Origin of the sequence: Bartonella sp. MR63HLJHH, from assembly GCF_042194155.1 — a bacterium.
GTDB classification, from domain to species: Bacteria; Pseudomonadota; Alphaproteobacteria; order Rhizobiales; family Rhizobiaceae; genus Bartonella; species Bartonella grahamii.
Genome location: NZ_JBHIMN010000006.1, coordinates 39,251 through 60,179, shown reverse-complemented (window position 1 = coordinate 60,179; position 20,929 = coordinate 39,251). Strand labels below are relative to the sequence as shown.

The 20,929-nt window shown below is 36.3% G+C and carries 21 protein-coding genes and 1 tRNA gene; 15 read left to right on the top strand and 7 right to left on the bottom strand.

Features of this window, described 5'->3' with window-relative positions; genetic code table 11:
- A complete protein-coding gene (gene plsY, locus ACFIKQ_RS05320; RefSeq protein WP_375636079.1) occupies positions 1 to 633 on the top strand; it encodes a glycerol-3-phosphate 1-O-acyltransferase PlsY in 633 nt (210 codons plus the stop codon).
- Positions 608 to 1,822, top strand: a complete 1,215-nt coding sequence (gene dprA, locus ACFIKQ_RS05315; protein WP_375656107.1) for a DNA-processing protein DprA — start codon at positions 608 to 610, stop codon at positions 1,820 to 1,822. The genes plsY and dprA overlap by 26 nt, the downstream gene beginning before the upstream one ends.
- Here dprA and ACFIKQ_RS05310 read toward each other — a convergent pair.
- The gene (locus ACFIKQ_RS05310) at positions 1,752 to 1,958 is read right to left on the bottom strand and encodes a hypothetical protein (RefSeq protein ID WP_005773510.1); all 207 of its coding nucleotides are present in this window, start codon (positions 1,956 to 1,958) and stop codon (positions 1,752 to 1,754) included. The two genes, dprA and ACFIKQ_RS05310, sit on opposite strands and share 71 nt — an antisense overlap.
- Positions 1,959 to 2,223: 265 nt before the next feature.
- On the opposite strand from ACFIKQ_RS05310, the gene topA reads away from it, so the two are divergent.
- The 9 genes from topA (at position 2,224) to ACFIKQ_RS05265 (ending at position 10,856) form a co-directional block, all read left to right on the top strand.
- The gene (gene topA / locus ACFIKQ_RS05305; protein ID WP_375656106.1) at positions 2,224 to 4,797 is read left to right on the top strand and encodes a type I DNA topoisomerase; all 2,574 of its coding nucleotides are present in this window, start codon (positions 2,224 to 2,226) and stop codon (positions 4,795 to 4,797) included.
- A 3-nt stretch (positions 4,798 to 4,800) separates the two neighbouring features.
- Entirely contained in the window at positions 4,801 to 7,044 is a 2,244-nt protein-coding gene (rnr, locus tag ACFIKQ_RS05300; protein ID WP_375656105.1) for a ribonuclease R, read from the top strand.
- A gap of 419 nt (positions 7,045 to 7,463) precedes the next feature.
- Complete coding sequence (locus ACFIKQ_RS05295) at positions 7,464 to 7,676, top strand: hypothetical protein (RefSeq protein WP_375636075.1); 213 nt, start codon at positions 7,464 to 7,466, stop codon at positions 7,674 to 7,676.
- A 30-nt stretch (positions 7,677 to 7,706) separates the two neighbouring features.
- Positions 7,707 to 7,922, top strand: a complete 216-nt coding sequence (locus ACFIKQ_RS05290; RefSeq protein ID WP_375653096.1) for a hypothetical protein — start codon at positions 7,707 to 7,709, stop codon at positions 7,920 to 7,922.
- A gap of 307 nt (positions 7,923 to 8,229) precedes the next feature.
- On the top strand, positions 8,230 to 8,520 hold the full coding sequence (locus tag ACFIKQ_RS05285; protein ID WP_375636072.1) for a hypothetical protein: 291 nt from the start codon (positions 8,230 to 8,232) through the stop codon (positions 8,518 to 8,520).
- 124 nt (positions 8,521 to 8,644) lie between these two features.
- A complete protein-coding gene (rpmG, locus tag ACFIKQ_RS05280; RefSeq protein ID WP_004864083.1) occupies positions 8,645 to 8,812 on the top strand; it encodes a 50S ribosomal protein L33 in 168 nt (55 codons plus the stop codon).
- 315 nt (positions 8,813 to 9,127) lie between these two features.
- Positions 9,128 to 9,685, top strand: coding sequence for a thermonuclease family protein (locus ACFIKQ_RS05275; RefSeq protein ID WP_375636071.1), 558 nt, complete (start codon positions 9,128 to 9,130; stop codon positions 9,683 to 9,685).
- Positions 9,686 to 9,713: 28 nt separating this feature from the next.
- Entirely contained in the window at positions 9,714 to 10,343 is a 630-nt protein-coding gene (locus tag ACFIKQ_RS05270; RefSeq protein WP_375647614.1) for a uracil-DNA glycosylase family protein, read from the top strand.
- 21 nt (positions 10,344 to 10,364) lie between these two features.
- A complete protein-coding gene (locus ACFIKQ_RS05265; RefSeq protein WP_015856433.1) occupies positions 10,365 to 10,856 on the top strand; it encodes an Lrp/AsnC family transcriptional regulator in 492 nt (163 codons plus the stop codon).
- Positions 10,857 to 10,904: 48 nt separating this feature from the next.
- Here the strand turns inward: ACFIKQ_RS05265 and cobT are convergent, their stop codons facing one another.
- The 3 genes from cobT to glpD form a co-directional block, all read right to left on the bottom strand.
- Complete coding sequence (cobT, locus tag ACFIKQ_RS05260) at positions 10,905 to 11,891, bottom strand: nicotinate-nucleotide--dimethylbenzimidazole phosphoribosyltransferase (protein ID WP_375656104.1); 987 nt, start codon at positions 11,889 to 11,891, stop codon at positions 10,905 to 10,907.
- 385 nt (positions 11,892 to 12,276) lie between these two features.
- Complete coding sequence (gene dusA, locus ACFIKQ_RS05255; RefSeq protein WP_375644808.1) at positions 12,277 to 13,257, bottom strand: tRNA dihydrouridine(20/20a) synthase DusA; 981 nt, start codon at positions 13,255 to 13,257, stop codon at positions 12,277 to 12,279.
- A gap of 696 nt (positions 13,258 to 13,953) precedes the next feature.
- Entirely contained in the window at positions 13,954 to 15,483 is a 1,530-nt protein-coding gene (gene glpD, locus ACFIKQ_RS05250) for a glycerol-3-phosphate dehydrogenase (RefSeq protein ID WP_375647610.1), read from the bottom strand.
- A gap of 344 nt (positions 15,484 to 15,827) precedes the next feature.
- Between glpD and ACFIKQ_RS05245 the strand changes: the two genes are divergently transcribed.
- The 4 genes from ACFIKQ_RS05245 (at position 15,828) to ACFIKQ_RS05230 (ending at position 19,093) form a co-directional block, all read left to right on the top strand.
- The gene (locus tag ACFIKQ_RS05245; RefSeq protein WP_375656103.1) at positions 15,828 to 16,700 is read left to right on the top strand and encodes a DsbA family protein; all 873 of its coding nucleotides are present in this window, start codon (positions 15,828 to 15,830) and stop codon (positions 16,698 to 16,700) included.
- Between the two features lie 242 nt (positions 16,701 to 16,942).
- The gene (accB, locus tag ACFIKQ_RS05240; RefSeq protein ID WP_273787930.1) at positions 16,943 to 17,440 is read left to right on the top strand and encodes an acetyl-CoA carboxylase biotin carboxyl carrier protein; all 498 of its coding nucleotides are present in this window, start codon (positions 16,943 to 16,945) and stop codon (positions 17,438 to 17,440) included.
- Positions 17,441 to 17,454: 14 nt separating this feature from the next.
- Positions 17,455 to 18,813: an acetyl-CoA carboxylase biotin carboxylase subunit gene (gene accC, locus ACFIKQ_RS05235; protein ID WP_375636065.1), complete on the top strand. Its 1,359-nt coding sequence runs from the start codon at positions 17,455 to 17,457 to the stop codon at positions 18,811 to 18,813.
- Positions 18,814 to 19,017: 204 nt separating this feature from the next.
- A tRNA-Thr gene (locus ACFIKQ_RS05230) sits at positions 19,018 to 19,093 on the top strand.
- 99 nt (positions 19,094 to 19,192) lie between these two features.
- Here the strand turns inward: ACFIKQ_RS05230 and ACFIKQ_RS05225 are convergent.
- The 3 genes from ACFIKQ_RS05225 to ACFIKQ_RS05215 form a co-directional block, all read right to left on the bottom strand.
- Positions 19,193 to 19,396: an AlpA family transcriptional regulator gene (locus ACFIKQ_RS05225; RefSeq protein WP_015856272.1), complete on the bottom strand. Its 204-nt coding sequence runs from the start codon at positions 19,394 to 19,396 to the stop codon at positions 19,193 to 19,195.
- 83 nt (positions 19,397 to 19,479) lie between these two features.
- Positions 19,480 to 20,103, bottom strand: coding sequence for a lambda exonuclease family protein (locus ACFIKQ_RS05220; RefSeq protein WP_375656102.1), 624 nt, complete (start codon positions 20,101 to 20,103; stop codon positions 19,480 to 19,482).
- A 1-nt stretch (position 20,104) separates the two neighbouring features.
- Complete coding sequence (locus tag ACFIKQ_RS05215; RefSeq protein ID WP_375656101.1) at positions 20,105 to 20,914, bottom strand: ERF family protein; 810 nt, start codon at positions 20,912 to 20,914, stop codon at positions 20,105 to 20,107.
- Positions 20,915 to 20,929: the final 15 nt, after the last annotated feature.

The following is a 20,929-nucleotide window of genomic DNA, read 5'->3' as shown; positions in this document are numbered from 1 at the left end:
ATGAATGAAGCAGAAATATTTTTTCAGTCCACTCCATGGTTTATTTTCCTCATATCTTATATCATTGGCTCGATTCCATTTGGTCTTCTTTTTACGAGATTAGCCAAACTTGGCGATGTGAGAACAATTGGTTCCGGCAATATTGGAGCTACAAATGTTTTACGAACAGGAAATAAAAAACTTGCTGCTCTAACACTTCTTTGTGATATGTTGAAAGGAACTATCGTTGTTTTCGTTATAAAGTTTTTTAGTGATCCGCTAGACAATAGTATCCTTGTTTCTCTAGCAGGTTTTTTTGTTTTCTTAGGGCATCTTTTCCCCATATGGCTTAAATTTAAAGGCGGCAAAGGTGTTGCTACCTATCTAGGGATCTGCTTAGGAATCTATTGGCCTGCAGCAATTATTTTTATTATTGTATGGATAACGATTTTTCTCCTCACACGCTATTCTTCATTATCCGCACTCGTTTCTGTTGTTATAACTGCGATATTTGTTTTTTACTTTTCCGATCCTTATTTCTATTTTATGCTGATTGTGATGAGCATATTTGTGTATATAAAGCATTACGCAAATATCGGTAGATTATTAATTGGGGAAGAAAGTAAGATTGGGACTCAAAACGGGGATAAATAAAGGAATCCTGCTCACTGATCGTCAACGTCTAAATTGGTTACGGTTGTTGCGTAGTGAAAATATTGGAGCAGTGAGTTTTCGCAATCTCATTGATCATTATAAAACAGCAGAAAATGCTCTGGAAGCGCTGCCAGAGCTTAGTAGAAAAGGCGGTGGTTCTGTATCTATTAAAATAGCAAGCTTAGAAGATGCAGAAAAAGAAATACAAAAAGCGAAAAGATTAGGTGTTCGGTTTATCGGTATGGGAGAACCAGATTATCCAGCTTTTCTTAAGGTTACAGAAGCCCCTCCGCCGCTTATTGCTATCAAAGGTAATGTTTCAATTTTTCAAAAAACTTCTATTGGAATTATAGGTTCTCGAAATGCTTCAGCTGCGGGAAAAAAGCTTACGGCTCAATTTGCGCGTTTTCTCGGAGAAGCAGACTTTGTAACAATTTCTGGGCTCGCTCGTGGAATTGATAGCGTTGCGCATCAAGCAAGTTTAAAAACAGGAACTGTTGCAGTTATGGCTGGGGGAATTGATCATATCTATCCTCCTGAAAATAAAAAGTTGCATGAAGATATTATCGCCAATGGTGGAGCCATCATCAGCGAAATGCCCATTTCTTGGAAGCCGCGTGCTATCGACTTTCCAAGAAGAAACCGTATTATTGCAGCTCTATCACTTGGTCTCTTGGTTGTAGAGGCAGCCCTGCGCTCAGGGTCCTTAATTACCGCACGTCAAGCAGCTGAAATGGGGCGGTTAATTTTTGCCATTCCCGGCTCACCACTTGATCCAAGATCTGTTGGTACAAACAATCTTATCAAGGACGGTGCTCTACTCACCACACATCCTTCTGACATCATAGAAACACTTACGCCATTAATTTCACCGCTTCCAAATTCGCAACTCAATTTTTTTGAGGAACCATCCTCTTTACAACTTGAAAAGGAGAATTTCAATTTAGCAGATGAAAAAAACTGCGGTCCCTCTTTAGCAGGTGATGACGCAGCACGTGCAGCAGTTCTCTCCGCTCTTTCAACAACGCCAATCGATTTAGACACTCTCAGCACCCACACAGGTGTTTCACTTCCAACTCTCTACCTCTTGTTGGTAGAACTCGAGCTTGCTGGAAAGCTTATTCGACACTCTGGTGGTTGTGTGTCATTGTCGAATCTTGATCTTCCCCAAGAGCCTCAGCACTATTAATAATGCTTTGCCCTTCTTTGGCAACCATATCCAAAAGCAATGCTAAAAGCGGACTATGCGCCTGACGCGCCATCTGATTCATTTGCTTAGACATGTCTGTAATATATTGGATAACTTTTAAATGATTTATAAACATAATCCTCTATCCTTGAGCATTTCCCCTCCTACCTCTCAATAGACGTTATCTTAGTATTTCGTCGTATGTTTTTGTAATAACAGTGGAAAATAAATCGTGTAACTCTATATAGGGTGTATTCTAATAATAACAATCATAAGTTGTACAATATTCATGTTTTTTATATGGCTAATATTTTTTTATGTGCTCTTAAGCAATTGTCATTAGCTATTCGCGTAAAAGGCGTTTATAAAAAAGTTTTTTATTTCAATATTTGGGTAAAATTATGAATATCGTTATCGTTGAATCTCCAGCAAAAGCAAAAACAATTAATAAATATCTTGGGTCTCAATACAAAGTTGTCGCATCATTTGGACATGTTCGTGATTTACCTGCAAAAGATGGTTCTGTTTTACCGGATCAAGATTTTTCTATGAAATGGGATATAGATTCTTCTGCCGCTAAACGTTTAAATGAAATAGCAAAAGCCGTTAAAGAAGCCGATAGCCTTATATTAGCAACAGACCCTGATCGTGAAGGGGAAGCTATTTCATGGCATATTCTGGATGTTCTTCGTCAAAAAAAAGTTTTAAAAGATAAACCTATTAAAAGAGTTGTCTTCAATGCCATCACCAAAAAGTCTGTGCTTGATGCTATGAACAATCCACGTGATATTGATACATCACTTGTAGATGCTTATCTTGCACGTCGCGCACTTGATTATCTCGTTGGTTTTACACTTTCACCTGTTTTATGGCGGAAACTCCCTGGTGCACGTTCAGCAGGACGCGTTCAATCGGTTGCTTTGCGTATTATTTGTGATCGTGAATCAGAAATAGAACATTTTATCAAAGAAGATTATTGGTCCGTTACAACACAGTTAAAAACCATCCGAAATGATAGTTTCCAAGCAAGATTGACAATGTTTAATCAAAGAAAAATAGGCAAGCTTGATATTCAATCTCAAGAACAAGCAGACCAAATTCGCTTTATGTTGGAGAAAGCCCAATATCATACACTCAGTGTTGAAGCAAAACCTACAAAGAGAAATCCTCTTCCTCCATTTACAACCTCCACACTACAACAAGCAGCTTCTTCAAAATTAGGATTTTCAGCTTCTCGCACTATGCAAATTGCCCAAAAGCTTTATGAAGGCATTGAAATTAATGGTGAAACGGCAGGGCTTATTACTTATATGCGTACCGATGGTGTGCAAATAGCACCAGAGGCTATTGATTCAGCACGAAAAGTTATTCATGAAACTTTCGGTAAAGACTATATTCCTGAAAAACCACGTTTTTATTCAACAAAGGCAAAAAATGCACAGGAAGCACACGAAGCGATCCGTCCAACAGATTTTCAACGCAATCCTAGTCAAGTCCGTAATTTTCTTGATAGCGATCAAGCAAAGCTCTATGAGCTGATATGGAAGCGTGCTATTGCCAGCCAAATGCGTTCTGCTGAAATTGAACGCACAACTGTTGAAATTGAAGCACAGCAAGGAGAAAACCGTGCAAATCTACGAGCAACAGGATCTGTTATTCGCTTTGATGGCTTTATTTCCGTCTACACCGATCAACGAGACGAAGAAAATAATGAAGAAAATGAAACAACACGTTTACCACAAATAAACACTGGTGAAGCACTTACAAAAGAAAAAGTTGAATCTGCACAGCATACCACAGAGCCCCCTTCTCGTTATTCTGAAGCTTCATTAATTAAAAAGCTTGAGGAGTTAGGAATTGGTCGTCCTTCAACTTATGCCTCCACATTGGCGACATTGTGTGACCGTGGATATATTGTAATTGATAAACGAAAGCTTATTCCCGATGCTAAGGGACGTATTGTTACGGCCTTTCTTGAAAATTTTTTTAATCGCTATGTAGAATATGGTTTCACAGCAGATCTTGAAGAAAAGCTGGATCTTATCTCTGATGGAAAACTTTCTTGGAAAGACGTATTGCGAGATTTTTGGGATGGATTTAATGCATCTATTAGCAATATCCAAGAACTCCGTATAACCAACGTTCTTGATGTTTTAAATGTAACATTAGCACCTCTCGCCTTTCCTGAACGTGAAGATGGAAGTGATGTGCGTTCCTGTCCTCTTTGTAAAAATGGTCAATTATCATTAAAACTCGGTCGTTATGGTGCTTTTGTTGGCTGTTCCAATTATCCCGAATGTAAGTACACACACCAACTCGGTACAGATACTGGAGAAGAGAATGAAGCTGTGCGCAATGATGAACCTGTTATCCTTGGTATTGACCCTGAAACAGGAAAAGATATCTCTCTTCGTAATGGCCGTTTTGGTCCCTATATTCAACTTGGTGAAAGCAAAGAAGTTAAGCGTGCAGGACTACCAAAAGAATGGCAGGCAGAAAATGTAACCCTTGATAAAGCCTTGGCTTTATTATCCCTTCCCCGTGAAATTGGCATTCATCCTGAAACTGGAAAAACAATCACAGCTACGATTGGACGATATGGTCCCTATCTTAGCCATAACGGAAAATCTGCGCGCCTTCTTCATACAGATGAAGTTTTTGATATTGGTATCAATCGCGCTGTTACAGTATTGGCAGAGCAACAAGAAAACAAAACCAAGCAAAGCAGAACAACACCTGCAGCATTGGCAACATTAGGAGAGCATCCCGAAGGAGGAACCATTACCGTGCGCAACGGGCGTTATGGTCCTTATGTTAATTGGGGTAAAATTAATGCAACATTGCCAAAAGATAAAGATCCCATTAGTGTAACACTGCCAGAGGCATTAGAACTTATATCGGCTAAAGCATCGAGTAAAAAAACAACTTCAAAAAGAGCTTCTTCTAAAACAAAAGCAAAAATAAAAGAGACATAAATTTTGGCTAAAGGTGAAAAAAACATAAAATATCTCTCTTCATTCAAGGGGAAAAATTTTCCCGATAAGGAAGAAATCCTTTCCTTTATAAATGAGAATCCTAACCACTCAAGTAAACGAGAAATCGCCAAAGCTTTTAACTTAAAAGGCGATTCCCGTATTTGGCTTAGAGATATATTACGTGAGTTAAAGGATCAAAATCCTATCTCTAAACAACGCAAAAGAGCAATAAACAAAGGAAAATTACCTCCTGTTACTTTAGTAAAAATTAGCGGACGTGATAAAGATGGGAGTTTTATTGCACAACCTCTTGAATGGGAAGATTCTCCAAAGCCCAATATTGAAATACACTCTTTTCATCACATAAAAGGAAGTAGCATTGGTGTTGGAGATCATATTCTTATAAAAGTTTTTCGAAATAAAAATTCTGAAAGCTCAAGCCCCCCTTATATGGGACGAATTATTCGTAAAATTGATGTATCTCCCAAAAGCGCATTTGCTGTTGTACGAAAATTTGAAAATAATCAATGGCGCCTTGATCCTATAGACCGCAAAACCAGTGAACTCATTGTTGAAATGTCTCCAGAAATGAAGATTGAAATTGGTGATCTCGTTGAAGTCGAAATTAAAAAAAATACTGGTTACGGATTAAAGAGCGCAAAAATAAAGAATGTTTTAGGGCATATTAAGAGTGAAAAAACACTCTCAATGATAGCGCTTCTTTCGAAAGGAATTCCTTATATTTTTCCTGAAAGTGTTCTTGAGCAAGTCAAACATATCAAAGCTGCCAATATGGATAATCGTGAAGATTGGCGACAATTACCATTTATTACAATTGATCCACCAGATGCAAAAGACCATGATGATGCAGTTTATGCAACCAAGGATAAGGACCCAGCAAATAATGATGGTTGGATTATTATTGTGGCCATTGCAGATGTTTCTTACTATATCAAAACAGGAAGCGCATTAGATAAAGAAGCATTGAAACGCGGAAATTCTGTTTATTTTCCCGATACCGTTGTGCCAATGTTACCTGAACGCCTTTCTCATGATTTATGTTCTCTGCGTGAAGGAAAAGAAAGACCAGCTTTAGCCGTTCGTATGATTTTTGATGCAAACGGTAATAAACGAAAACATAGTTTTCATCGTACTATGATTCGTGTAAGAGCCAAACTTTCTTATCAAGAAGTACAATTGGCAATTGAAGGGAATATAAATGAAAAAACAGCCGCTCTTTTTGAGAGCATTTTGCAACCCTTATGGGAAGCCTATGCATGCCTTAAAGCTGCGCGAAATCGTCGCCAACCACTAGAGTTAGAAATTGCAGAAAAAAAGATTATTCTTGATCAAAATGGATGCATAAAAGATGTTGTGAGTGAAACACAATTAGAAGCGCATCGTTTAATTGAAGAGTTTATGATACAAGCCAATATTGCAGCTTCTGAAACATTAAAACAACATCACCAGCCCCTCATTTATCGTATTCATGAAAAACCTTCTCTTGCTAAGCAAGAAATACTTCGGAGCTTTCTTCAAAGTTTGGGGATACCACTCTCCCGCGGAAGCGAACTTACCTCAGCGCGCCTTAATAGCATTCTGGCAAAAGTGACGAATACACCACAAAAAGAATTGATCAACCAAGTTATTCTGCGCTCACAATCTCAAGCTGAGTATAATCCAAAAAATATCGGCCACTTTGGTTTAAACCTACATAACTATACACATTTTACATCCCCCATCCGTCGTTATGCTGATCTTATTATTCATCGAGCACTCATTAAAACGCTGAAATTAGGAAATGATCAATTAACAGATACACAAGAACAAAATCTTGCAGAAATTGCTACGCAAATTTCTTTATACGAGCGCCGTGCAATGATGGCTGAAAGGGAAACTATTGATCGGCTTGTTGCTCACTATTTAACGAATAAAATCGGCCGTATTTTTACAGGTCGCATTTCCGGAGTGACAAAAGCAGGTCTTTTTATCTCACTTGATAAACTCAATACAGATGGTTTTGTCCATATTTCTACACTTAAAAATGATTATTATCATTTTGATGAAGCACAACATGTTCTTGTAGGACAGCGTAGCCATAAAGGCTATCAGCTCAGTGATGTTGTAGAAGTAAAACTTATAACGGTACAACCTTTTGCTGGCGCTTTATGCTTTGAACTCTTAACAAAACCTCGTCCAATAAAATTTTCACCGACATCCTACCATAAAAACAAATTAAAAAAATAAAAGCATACCTTTTATGGGAAAAGAAAAAATTAAGCTTCTTGTCCTCCATTAAATAGAATATGAATAATAAAAAATAATAACTTCAAGTTAAGAAATGACTTATATAATATTTATATTATATAACGTGTACAATCTTCTTTTTTTAGTATACAAGAGGATGAATTTTATTGTTATCTCTATAATAACCACATAAAAATCTTGCAGTTTTTTATACTCAGGGAATGAGAAAAACTGCAAAGAATAGTTTGGTCTCCCTTTCATTTCAGCTCATCTTTTTATTGTTTAAATCAACAAAAGTACCTTAAGCCATTCTCATGAAAAAAAAGCTTTTGACTCTCAAAACAATTCTTTGCGTGCAATTATTGTAGCTATTGTAACTATTGGCACCGTTGGAACAGCATTGGGAATAGGAACACAACTTGTCTCTCTCTCTTCTTATGGCAGAGAAAGGTATTTCCAATAGTATGATCGGCTATAGTGGAACTGTTGGTGGATTTGCCACAATTGTTGCAGCTATTTTTACTTCTCGAATCGCCTTATGCTTAGGCATTTCTAAAACGATATTATTTATGATGGCCATAGGATCTTTAAGTTTTTTAGGATTCTATTTTTTTGAATCCATATGGATTTAGTTCATTTTAAGGTTTATATTACATTTTACTATGACAGTTATGTTTATCCTATCAAAGTTTTGGATCAACAGTTATGCTCCCCCTAAAAGACGTGGTTTTGTTCTTTCCATTTATGCTATTGTCCTAGGGTTAGGGTTTGCGGTAGGTCCAATGCTATTAGCAAAAGTGGGAACACAAGGATTTATTCCTTTTGCTGTTGGTTATAGTCTTATTATATTGGCTGCTATCCCAATTCTTGCCGCTTGAAATTAAGTCCAGAATTTCAAAAAAGCCAATATACACCATTTTTTCGTTATCTTTTTCACGTTCCAAGCGCAATGATGGCAGTACTTGTTTACGGTGCTATTCAAATGGGCGCATTAACTCTTATTACACCCTTTAGTTTATCCATTGGTTATAATGAGAATGAAGCAGCACACTTTATGGCAACCCTTGTGCTCGGAAATGTTTTCCTCTTAATTCCTATCAGCATTAGGAGTATATAAGCGATTATGCCAAAGATCGACCCTATCCGCTGATAAGTTGCGCTATCTTAGGTTTTTTGGGAACTTTCATGGTACCATGGATCATTCAATATCCATGGATTCTGATGCTTGATCTGTTCCTTCTTGGTGGTGTATCAGCGAGCCTTTATACAATTGGCCTTGCACATCTAGGGGCACGTCTCAAGGGACAAGAACTTGCTACTGCTAATTCTGCTTTTATTTTTTGCTATAGAATTGGTATGCTTATCGGGCCGACCTTTATCGGAAAATCCATGGATATCTTTAATCCTTTCGGTTTTTCAATAGCTATGGCTGTTTTTTTAGTTTATATATCACTTTGGTGTTTGTCCAACTTATGAGAAAATTAATCAGCTCTTGACTTTTTTGAGAACATCCGTAGTGTTGCTGGAGAATCTGATGACATCAGAAATAGGTTTTGATAGCAAAATAATATTTTTTCAGTATAAATAGGGTTCTTACATTATGGCTAAAGCAGCAACCATTAAGATCAAGCTTTTATCAACTGCAGATACCGGTTTTTTCTATGTAACAAAGAAAAACAGCCGTACAATGACAGATAAAATGAGCAAGCGTAAATATGATCCAGTTGTAAAAAAGCACGTTGAATTTAAAGAAACAAAAATTAAATAAATAGATGTTATACTCCAAAAGAAATGTGGGGATATTGCTCTTCAAAGTTATTTTTTGAGGGGCGTTTTTTTGTTTCCTTAAGTTTAAAAAGTTTACTTTAAAATTTGTATGTTTTGTACGGTTTTGAATAAGTTGATTTATTATTTAAGTTGCTTACATATATTCTACATGAATATTTGATTATTGTGATATCTAACGAAAATTTTGTCATTAAAACGAAACATTGTTTCGTCATATGAATAAAATTTCTCGGACGAATTATAAGCAATACTAAAATAGAGTGCGTTATAATAATGTTAGCAGTTTCTTGGTTTCATGAAAAAAAATTCTCATTTTAATCTAAGAAGCTTAAAAAAAATCACTGGTTTCAATATTTTTGTTGCAGCTAGCATTCTTGTTTTTATGTCAATTTATTTTAAGCAGAATCAGCCGTTGCCTCAAAAAGAAAAATTTTCTTCTCAAAACTCTGTTAAAGGAAATGCAGTAATCATTGATGGCGATTCTATCATGATTTCTTCAATTAAGATTCGACTGGTTGGAATTGATGCTCCTGAACTCCACCAATTTTGTGGAAAAAAGAAGGAACGCTACCCTTGTGGACTTGAGGCTAAAAAATATTTAGAACAACTACTAGACAATCAAACTGTTACATGTCACTGGCATAAAATAGATCAATACCGTCGTGTTCTTGCAACATGTAAAACAAAACAAGTTAGCAATATCAATGCAACGCTTGTACATAATGGTTGGGCTGTAAGTTATTATGAATACCCTAAAGAAGAACAAGAAGCTAGAAAGAAAAAAAAAGGAATATGGGCATCAAGTTTTCAACGACCGCGAGAATGGCGCAAAACAAATCCTCGCACTGAATAAGAAAAATATTTTTTAATTTCATTGACCAATGAAACGATGTAAACAGATTATCAAACTTGAAAAAAAAATCTATTCCTGTCGTGTTTGTATCCAACAACCACATTATTTTCCTCCTCTTCCTCACGAACCAAATCCCGTCGTTTATTTATCCGATACGGCTTCGATTGCAATTGCAGGACAAGCACCAGGATTGCGTGTCCATGAAACTTCTATCCCTTTTAATGATCACTCTGGCAAAAGGCTGCGTGATTGGCTGGGGGTAACGAAAGAAGAATTTTATAACAAATCTCTTTTTGCTATTGTTCCTATGGGATTTTGTTTTCCAGGTTATGACAACAATAAAGCTGATTTACCACCAAGGCGTGAATGTCGAGAAATATGGCATGAAAAGATATTCCAAGCGATGCCTCAAATAAAGCTTGTTCTTGCTATTGGCAGTTATGCGCAAAAGTGGCATATTACAGAATTAAAACATAAAACTGTTTCAGCAACCGTTAGTGATTGGAGAAATATTCTTTCCATCCCCCAACCTCAAGGCTATAATGTTATGCCTTTGCCTCATCCATCATGGCGAAATACTTCTTGGTTACAGAAAAACCCATGGTTTAACGATGAGCTTATTGTATATCTGCGTCGTTTAGTGCGTAAATTTTTATAAATTAAAATATTGAGAAAAAATATGGATCGTCTTGACCGAAAAATTTTACATCTTTTGCAAGAAAATGCGACACTTTCTGTTGCTGATATTGCTAAAAAAGTGGGACTTTCGACCACTCCTTGCTGGCGTAGAATTCAAAAACTTGAAGAAGATGGTGTCATTCAGCGTCGTGTTGCCGTTCTTTCTCCAGAAAAAGTAAATGCGCATGTCACTGTTTTTGTGTCTATTCGCACAAACACACATAGCCATGAATGGTTTAAGCGTTTTTCAAAAATTGTGCAAGAATTCCGTGAAGTCATTGAATTTTATCGAATGAGCGGAGATATTGACTATTTATTGCGTGTTGTTGTGCCCAATATTGAAGCTTATGATCTTTTTTATAAAAAATTAATTTCTAAAATTGACATCCGTGATGTCTCATCTTCTTTCGCAATGGAACAGATTAAATATACAACGGAACTTCCACTTAATTATATTAAATTACACGACAAGACGCATGAACAAAACTCTTAAGAGTTTTTTATATCGTCTCATTATCTTTTAGGCATTCAAACTTTCTTGTTAAAAAACCACCGTTTGTGCATGTGTTAAAACAGCAGCTTTGACAATACCAGCTGCCATAGCTGCTCCTGTCCCTTCACCAAGACGCATCCTCAAATCAAGAAGTGGTTCTTTGCCAATTTTTTTTAAAAGTTTACGATGAGCTGCCTCAGAAGAAACATGTCCAACAAGGGTATGATCAAGAGCTTTTGGATGCATTTTATAAAGGACCGCGGCAGCTGCTGTTGCCACAAAACCGTCTAAAATCACGGGTATTTTTTCTATTCTTGCTGCTAAAATAGCACCAACCATAGCAGCAATTTCACGTCCTCCTAAGCGACGCATTATCTCAAAAGGATCATTAAAATAATCCTTATGCAAAGAAATAGCTGTATTAACCGCTGCGATTTTACGCTGATAAAAATCACCTTCTGATTCCTTACCATTTTCTGTCCATTCTTCCACTTCTCCTCCAAACAATGCTAAGCATAAAGCTGAAGCTATTGTTGTGTTTCCAATTCCCATTTCTCCAATACATAAAAGATCTGTCCCACCCGCAATGGATTCCATTCCAAATGCCATTGTAGCAGCTGCACTCCGCTCATCCATTGCAGCATCCTTCGTAATATTCATTGTTGGATATTCCAATGCTAAATCAAATATTTTTAATCCAAGATCATAAGCAATACAAATTTGATTAATAGCAGCTCCACCAGATGCAAAATTTTGCACCATCTTTTGTGTCATAGATTGTGGAAATGGTGTAACATTTTCTTCTACTATACCATGGTTTCCAGAAAAAATAGCGACCAAAGGTCGCGTTACGATAGGTTTTTCTGTGCCCCTCCATCCCGCATACCAAACAGCAATGTCTCCCAGTTTTCCCAATGTTCCTTGCTCTTTTGTTAAGTTTTTTTGCCGTTTTTTTGCCAAGATTATAGAAAACTCATCAGCAACAGGTAAATTTGTAAGCAAAGCACGAAAATCATCAAATGGACTAGCGGTCATAAGGATACCTTTTAAAATCTACAATGTTTATGAAAATCACGTCATATATACAGGATATGAATAATTTATTGTTTTTTTAAACAGTGCTTTAAAAACGTTAAATATTATGAAAGCAATGATTTCTATTTTCTAATCAAATAACGAACATGAAAGATTTAAAATATTATCAATATGTTATTACTATTTTTACATTATGCTCTTAACCTATTTCTCTATTAAATAGGAGCAATCAGCATGTTGTTTAATATATAAATTCTAACATTCCTTCTATAACAAAAGTTGCAAATTTTCAGAAACTTATAAAATCGAAGGGATCAAAATGATCATAAAGAAATCAAAACACAAAGGATCTCAATTTTAACATATGTTAATTGTCAGGCTGTTATTAAATGAGAGCATAAAAAGCTTCTTTTAAAATACATATATCTGCATTTGGTTTTGTTGCGTCATTTGATAATATTTGCCTCCATCGACGTGCCCCACCCCGCCCATGAAATAAACCAATCATGTGACGCGTCACATGAGAAAGCCGCCCTCCCGATGCAATATGTCGAGCCGCATAATCACACATAACCTCAATAAGATCACTCTCACTCAGATTATTTTGCGCCTCATCATAGAGTTCAAAATCAATATGTTTTAACAAAGCTGGATCATGATAAACTTGGCGACCAAGCATGACAGCATCACAGAAAGTTAAGTGTTCTTTGATCTCATCAATCGATTTAATTCCACCATTTATCCCAATGAATTTATGAGGATATTTACGTTTTAATTTATAAACCCTTTCATAATTAAGGGGCGGAATATTACGATTTTCTTTCGGACTCAATCCTTGTAGCCATGCCTTGCGTGCATGTATCCAGAGCGCATCACATCCAGCATTCCAAACCTGATTAGCCAAAAGATCTAACGCTAACTCTTCATCTTGTTCGTCCACTCCAATCCGACATTTGACAGTTACTGGTATAGTAACCTCTCGTTTCATCGCTTCCACGGCATTTGCCACAATGTCTGGATGTAGCATCAAACAAGCCCCAAAGACACCAGCTTGAACACGATTTGATGGGCAACCGACATTGAGATTTATTTCGTTGTAGCCAAAATCTTCAGCAATTCGTGCAGCTTCTGCTAACTTTTTCGGATCTGCCCCCCCTAATTGTAATGCAACTGGGCGTTCTTTATCGCTAAAAGCCAACAATTGTTTGCGAACACCATGAATGACAGAATCTGCTACCATCATTTCCGTATAAAGGAGTGCTTTTTTCGTTAAAAGACGATAAAAAAACCTGCAATGTCGGTCTGTCCAATCCAACATTGGTGCTACTGCAAATTTTACAGGCGATGGAAGGTTGTAAAATATCATGAGGGTATTACTCTCATATCCCTATAGCTCTCTCTCTTTATACATAGAAAAATACTTACTTTTAGTTTACGGAAATTTTTATTCCCTTATACTATCATGAGTATAATAACAGCCCATTATCTTCAATTGATATAACGATTTACTACAATCAATCATGATAAAACACAATATGGCATTTCTTATAGATTATCGTTCAGGTATATAAACATGAAAAAATTTTTCACTATAATATAAAAAGCTCATTTACAATTTCTTCTTACGCTCATCAAGCCTCTATCCTTACATGATTTAGCACAGCGTTTAAGATAATGAACGATAAACTAAAACATTGTACAATTTTTCATAATAGATTTAATTTTCTTTAGATTTTTTAACTTATTGTGCAAATAAATGCTACAGAAGGTACTTTTATTTTCTCCTCAAGAAAGAACAAAAATCCTTATTCTACACGAATCTAATTATAAATCAGTTTTTCTCAATGAGTAATTCTTGGTAATATTCTTCGATTTCACTTTATAAGATAGATAAAGTTGATCCTAAATATTCTATCTAATTTTGCCATTTTATGATTCTTGCAAAAAAACTGAAATTAGGGCATAGACAATCATTGTCTTTTTAATATGTATGATTGACATCAGTATCTCTTGAAGGAAAATATTTTACAATATTGCAAATAAAATTTGTAAAATGAAATGATCATAAACGTTGTTCAATCTCTTGTTTGCTTTGCATATAGGAAGAAAGAATGTCAACCTCTTGTTCATTAAATAGGAGACCAAGTTTTGAACGACGCCATAACACATCTTCACATGCTTTAGCCCATTCTTTTTCCATCAACCATTTTACTTCTACTTCATAAAGCCCATGTCCAAAATCTTTTCCTCTATTTGCCTCACCATGTTCAAATATCACTAATGCTTCCGTACCATAGGAGCGTGCAAGCCTGCGATGTGTAAAAGCATCTAAATCTGGCATCAAAAGAGCAATCTTATTTTCGATTATATCTAATTGATTATAGGGAAAATCACCCCCTGGAAGTACTGTTTTAGCTGTCCATGATGCTCCCTTTTTACCAAGCGCTTTTTCAACAAATTTCATCGCATCTTCAGCCAACTTACGATAAGTTGTAATCTTTCCTCCGTAAAGATTAAGAATCTTTGGTGTTGTTCCTGTTCCCATTTCTTTTAAAACATAATCGCGCGTAATTTCTTGTGCTTTTGAAGCTCCATCATTATAGAGTGGACGAACTCCAGAGTAAGACCAGACAATTGTTTCAGGTAACACTGGTTGTATGAAATATTCACTGGCTGCTGCACAAATGTAATCAATTTCTGTATCAGTAATATGAACGTCAGCCGGATCTCCTTGATAATTACAATCTGTTGTTCCAAGCAAGGTAAATTCTTCTTGATACGGAATAGCAAATATAATACGCCCATCACCATTTTGAAAAATATAAGCACGATCATGAGTATAAAGCTTGGGAACCAAAATATGAGAACCTCTAACAAGTCGTACTGGTGGATGTTCTTTACAGTCTAATATGTTTGCTAAAACATGATCAATCCAAGGTCCTGTCATATTCGCGACATAAGAAGCTGTGACACTATATTCTTTACTACTTAACTTGTCTTGAAGAACGATACGCCATTTATTGCCTTCTTTTTTTAAAGAGAGAACTTCTGTTCGTACTTTTATATCAGCTCCCCACTTTTCTGCATCACGAGCATTGCCAATAACTAAACGCGCATCGTCTACTCTTGCATCAGAATATTCAAAACCTCTCTGATATTCTTTCTTCAGTGTAGAGCAAAATTTTTTTGAAAAATTAATCGTTTTACTGCGCCACAATTTCTGATTCCAATTCCCTAAATAATCATAAATAAAAAGTCCAAAACGCAACATCCAAGCAGGACGCAATTCTTTATGATAGGGAAGAAGAAAACGCAAAGGACGCACAATATGTGGAGCCATACGTAAAATGATCTCGCGTTCTTTCAATGCTTCACGAACAAGTTTGAACTCATAGTGTTCAAGATAACGAAGCCCACCATGAATAAGCTTTGTTGACGCACTTGAGGTCCCAGATGCAAGATCGTTCATTTCAGCCAATCCCACTTTAAATCCGCGTCCTGCTGCATCTCTTGCCAATCCACACCCGTTTATCCCTCCCCCAATGATAAACAGCTCATAATGTGTTGTGGTTTTCATAATTTCACTTTTCATTATTTAATTTTGTTTCTCAGTACTCAATAAAGCAATAGGAAAAAATAATACAAGTGTTCTTCATTGTATTATCAACGTACTTTTTCCTAAAATAAACACGCACAAAAAGCTTTTGATACCCTTACACATCAAAACAACATTTGACAAATTAAAGAGAATTTTTTTATCTTTTACAAAAATAATCCTTGCCAAGCCAAGGTTCATCATATGAAGTCTTTTTAGAGAAAAATTGATGTTTTTTCTCATTCTTAAATACACACTATAGCTAAATGCTTTATTGCACATAGATAACGCTTTTCATATAGTTCACTCAATGACACACTAGGAAATATGAAGGTATACAGATGACTCATCACTCTCAAAATTCGAAAATAACACCTCTTTCAAAAATTTTAGTCCCAGTTATGTCAAGTATTTTAATCTTTTTACCTTCTTTATCAAACGCAACATCACACTCAAAAACAGCAAATCATTTAAGCTTAGAAAAGCTTAAAACACAACTTTTGGAAGATTCTAGCTTTTTATCTAAGCTTAAAGAAAAAATGATACCACATACTGATTCTCATCATATTCAACAAATTGTCAGAGAGTACCTTCTTACTCATCCAGAAGTTCTGATTGAAATGCAGCTTATTCTTCAAGATAAGCTGGAAAAACAGAACGAATACGAAAACAAAATACAAACTTCTGTCATCCATTTATTAGAAAAAGAAATTTTTCATTCTCCTCATGACGCCGTTTTTGGAAACCAAAATGGTAAAAAAGTGCTTGTCAATTTTTTTGATTACAACTGTGGATATTGTAAAAGTTCCTATTCACATATAGAAGACTTGATAAAAGAATATCCAGATTTAAAGGTTATTATTAAGGATTTACCAATTTTAAGCTCTGATTCTATGGCAGCCCATACTGTTGCCTACGTATTTCGAAAACAATTTCCAGAGAAATATCCTCAGTTTCACAAAACGCTTTTAATGTATCAGGGCCGCGCAAATGAAGCTAAAGCTATTAAAGTAGCTGTTTCATTAGGAGCAGATGAAAAAAAACTACGTAATGCAATAAAAGATCCCACTCTACAAAACGCTTTTAAAGAAAATATCCAAATTGCCTCTAAACTTCATATTACGGGAACACCTTCTTACATTATTGGTAATAAAATATTCATTGGTGCAGCCAGACAAGATACTCTAAAACAAGCGATAGACAACACACGGTGAATACCTGATCAGTTTTAGGAAGAATACTGTAAATGAGGTAATTTTATGCTTTCTCTTTTTTGATAACAGGCTTATAAGTGCAATTTTGCGTAAAGCAGATACGAGTTTTAAATTGCAAAGTATAATGATTTAAAGGAAATAAAAATCTTTAAAGCCTCAAAAGATATCATCCCTAATCTAGAGATATGCAGTCATAAAATGAGATAATGACGATCTTCATTGATCAAGGAGTTAGAAATAAAATGGCAACAAAAAAAATGGATTCGGCAAAAACCGCAATTGATACGAAAATTATTCGTGATCTTGCTGAAATTTTGAATGATACCAATTTAACGAACATTGAAGTTGAACAAGGGGAGCTTCGTATTTGTGTCTCACGTCAAAATACCTTAACTTCTTCTGAGCAAGCCATCTATGCTCCTGTTTCTACTCCTACTTTTTCTGTAACATCTTCTCCAGTCCCAACAACTGAATCTCCTATACAATCTATCCAAGAAGATAAATCAAAAAACACAATAACCTCTCCGATGGTTGGAACAGCTTATCTTGCACCTTCACCAGGCGCGCAACCTTTTGTAGAAGTAGGACAAAATGTTTCTGAAGGGGAGACATTACTTATTATTGAAGCCATGAAAACAATGAATCAAATTTCATCACCACGCTCAGGCACGGTAACCACTGTTCTTGTCAAAGATGGCCAACCTGTTGAATTTGGTGAACCACTTATTATTGTTGAATAAAGCGAGGGGCAACCATGATTCGAAAAATACTCATTGCTAATCGGGGAGAAATTGCTCTTCGCGTTTTGCGTGCATGTAAAGAACTTGGCATAAAAACCGTGGCTGTTCACTCTACCGCTGATGCAGATGCAATGCATGTTCGTCTTGCTGACGAAAGCGTTTGTATTGGACCTCCTCCTGCTCGCGATTCTTATTTGAGTATTCAGCAAATTATTGCTGCTTGTGAAATTACAGGAGCTGATGCTGTTCATCCAGGTTATGGCTTTCTTTCTGAAAATGCAAAATTTGCAGATGTTCTAGAAGCCCATGATATTACATTCATCGGTCCAACAGCTACTCATATCCGAATCATGGGCGATAAAATCGAAGCAAAGAAAACCGCTAAAAAACTTGGTATTCCTGTAGTTCCCGGTTCAGATGGAGCAGTCACTGAAGAATCAGATGCTTTACGCACTGCTCGTGAAATTGGTTATCCAGTTATTATCAAAGCTTCTGCCGGTGGTGGTGGACGTGGTATGAAAGTCGTTCATTCTGAACAAGAATTTTCTATAGCTCTCAAAACAACGCGTTCAGAAGCGAAAGCTGCTTTTGGTGATGACGCTGTTTACATAGAGAAATATTTAGAAAAACCCCGTCATATTGAAATTCAAGTCATAGGTGATGGTGCGGGAAATGCTATTCATTTAGGAGAACGCGATTGTTCACTTCAACGACGGCATCAAAAAGTATGGGAAGAAGCTACATCACCTGCACTTAACGAATCTGAACGGAAAAAAATTGGCAGTATTGTTGCAAATGCCTGTGCCCAACTTGGATATCGTGGAGCTGGTACTGTTGAATTTCTTTATGAAAATGGTGAATTTTATTTTATTGAAATGAATACGCGTTTACAAGTCGAACATCCTGTAACTGAAGAAATTACGGGTATAGATTTAGTCCATGAACAAATCCATATTGCATCAGGCTGCAAGCTTTCAGTGACACAAGATGATGTCTGTTTTTCTGGTCATGCCATTGAATGCCGTATTAATGCAGAAGATCCTATTAACTTTACGCCATCACCTGGAACCATTACACATTTTCATACACCTGGAGGTTTAGGGATTCGTGTTGATTCAGGTGCTTATTCAGGTTATCGTATCCCTCCTTATTATGATAGTATGATTGGAAAGCTGATTGTTCATGGACGTACCCGTTTAGAATGTATGATGCGTTTACGGCGTGCTTTAGATGAATTTGTCGTCGATGGGATAAAAACTACACTACCTCTTTTTCGCGATCTTATTAATAATCAAGATGTTGCTGATGGTAATTATAATATTCACTGGCTAGAAAAATACCTTGCTCATCAATCAAAGTCTTCAGATTCGTAATTCGATAGCAAAATGGTGAATTCCTATAAAAGATTCTATAAGATATCAACATAAGGATAATTCCAACCTTGCTGTAAAAAGTGGTAAAAGAGGAAATAGATTGGTTATTTTTTATTTGTTATACAGTTTTCTTTTAATATGTACAAAATTTGATAATTTTCTGTTTTCCTTTTTGCGAGTTTGTGCTAACTCCTACGTGGTTACGCCCTTATAGCTCAGTTGGTAGAGCACCTGATTTGTAATCAGGGGGTCGGGAGTTCGAGTCTCTCTGGGGGCACCATTTTACATCTTCAACATATTGAAATATATAGATTTTTTCTTTAAATAGCCATTTTCAGACCACATTTTAGACCACCTTCTACAGTTTATATAATTTTACCTAATTTGTTCTTATTTGCTCCTTATTTTTCTTTGGAGTGAAGGCTAAGATCTCTTTTTTTCTCCATCTCACTGCTCTCCCTAGCTTATATGGCTCCGGAAACACCCCCTGAAGCACCCAATTGCGAATCGTTGTTGTGGATACACTAAAAAGCTGTGCACACTCACGTGTCGTTACATATCTATCTCCATCATCAAATATCATCTCATTACCTTTCTCTTTTTTATGTTAATTAAATGGGTGGGGGTGCTTAAGCAAGAGGAGAAGGAGAGAGCACCCCCATAGGTTTAAGCAGCTTTTGCCAAAATCTTTTGCATCTCTTGTTCTATTTCCCCTAAAAAGATTTCGACCGCTTTATTAATCTCTTCAATGTATTTCTCATCACGGAGGACGCGTTTGACTTTCATTCTCAAACCAGTAGATTTGCCTACAAAGTTTGGATTATAGCTAATGAAATCACACCACTTTCGTCCTGTACAAGCCATTTGGAATTGCATTTGTGCGATATATTCAGGCTTGATTTCGTCATACATAAAAAAACGAAGATGAGTCGTTGATTGTGGACATTTGACTTCGATTAAACCGTCCTCTCCAATCAACCCATCAGGACTTGCCCCCGCCATTTTCATTTTTGGGTGGGGGATAAACCCGCATCTTGTGACTTCTGCGTCATAAATGAATTCATATTCTCTTAAGGCATTCTCTTCATATGCAATGCCCCATTGCATAGCAGGTGTTGTATAAGATTGGCTTATTTCTTCTATTAAGCGTTCTGTCATGAGTTTCGTTTTGTAGTCTTCATATTTGTTTGTAGGCAAACCTTTTGCTGTCTTACTGAGTACGTTGTAAACGTTTGAAGCAGTGACTTTTCCTAGCCTTGCTTGAAACCATTCTGCTGTTCTTTGCTCCATCTCACACCGCCGTTTGTTGTTGAGTTGGTGCATATTCAATATCTTGTATAGGTGCATCTAATTGCTCTTGTTGTGCTTTTTTCATTTGTGAACGTTGCTTTTTTTTCAAAGAAAACAAAGCGATTTGAGCTTGTTTATAAGACATATCTGTTAGATTTTTTGCTCCTACGAAAGAGATAAGCTTACTTTCTTCAGATTGTGTTTTTTTAATTAATTCTTTGATTTCATTCATTTGTTCAGGAGAGATACCTGAAAGAAGCGTGTTGCCATCTGTATCGTCTTCTTTTCTTGCGACATTAAGAAGCATGCCTAAGAGATATCTACGTGCGTAGGTGAGAGTAGAACCAACCGCTTGTATGTTATTTTTGCTCCCTGTAGCATCAAAAGGAAAGGTTCCTTCTGTTGATATTTCATTGCCCGATATATGCTTTAAAGTCATTTCTACAGTTATGTCATTTGAACTCTGGTCTTTGATACGAGAGAACAAGGCAAAGTGATGTGTTGCAAGAGTTTCTTTGATTGAATCAATATATTTATCAAGCGTGGTATAGAGGCTTTTAGTATGTGTATTAATGGCGTTTTGTTCGATATCTTTGTATTCCATTTGCATAGCAGAAAGATCACGGACAAAGTTTTGGCGCTCTTGTCGTTTTATCTCTTGTTCTCGCAATTCAAGAAGACGCTTGAGACGATCCAGATCAACATCATTGTCTAAAGCTCTTTCTAAAATAAGCTCCATAGCTGTAGGTTTGATTTCACAATCGTTCATTTTTTCCACTAATTCCGTTTGTGTGGTACTTAGTTCACTCATCTTGATTTCCTCCAT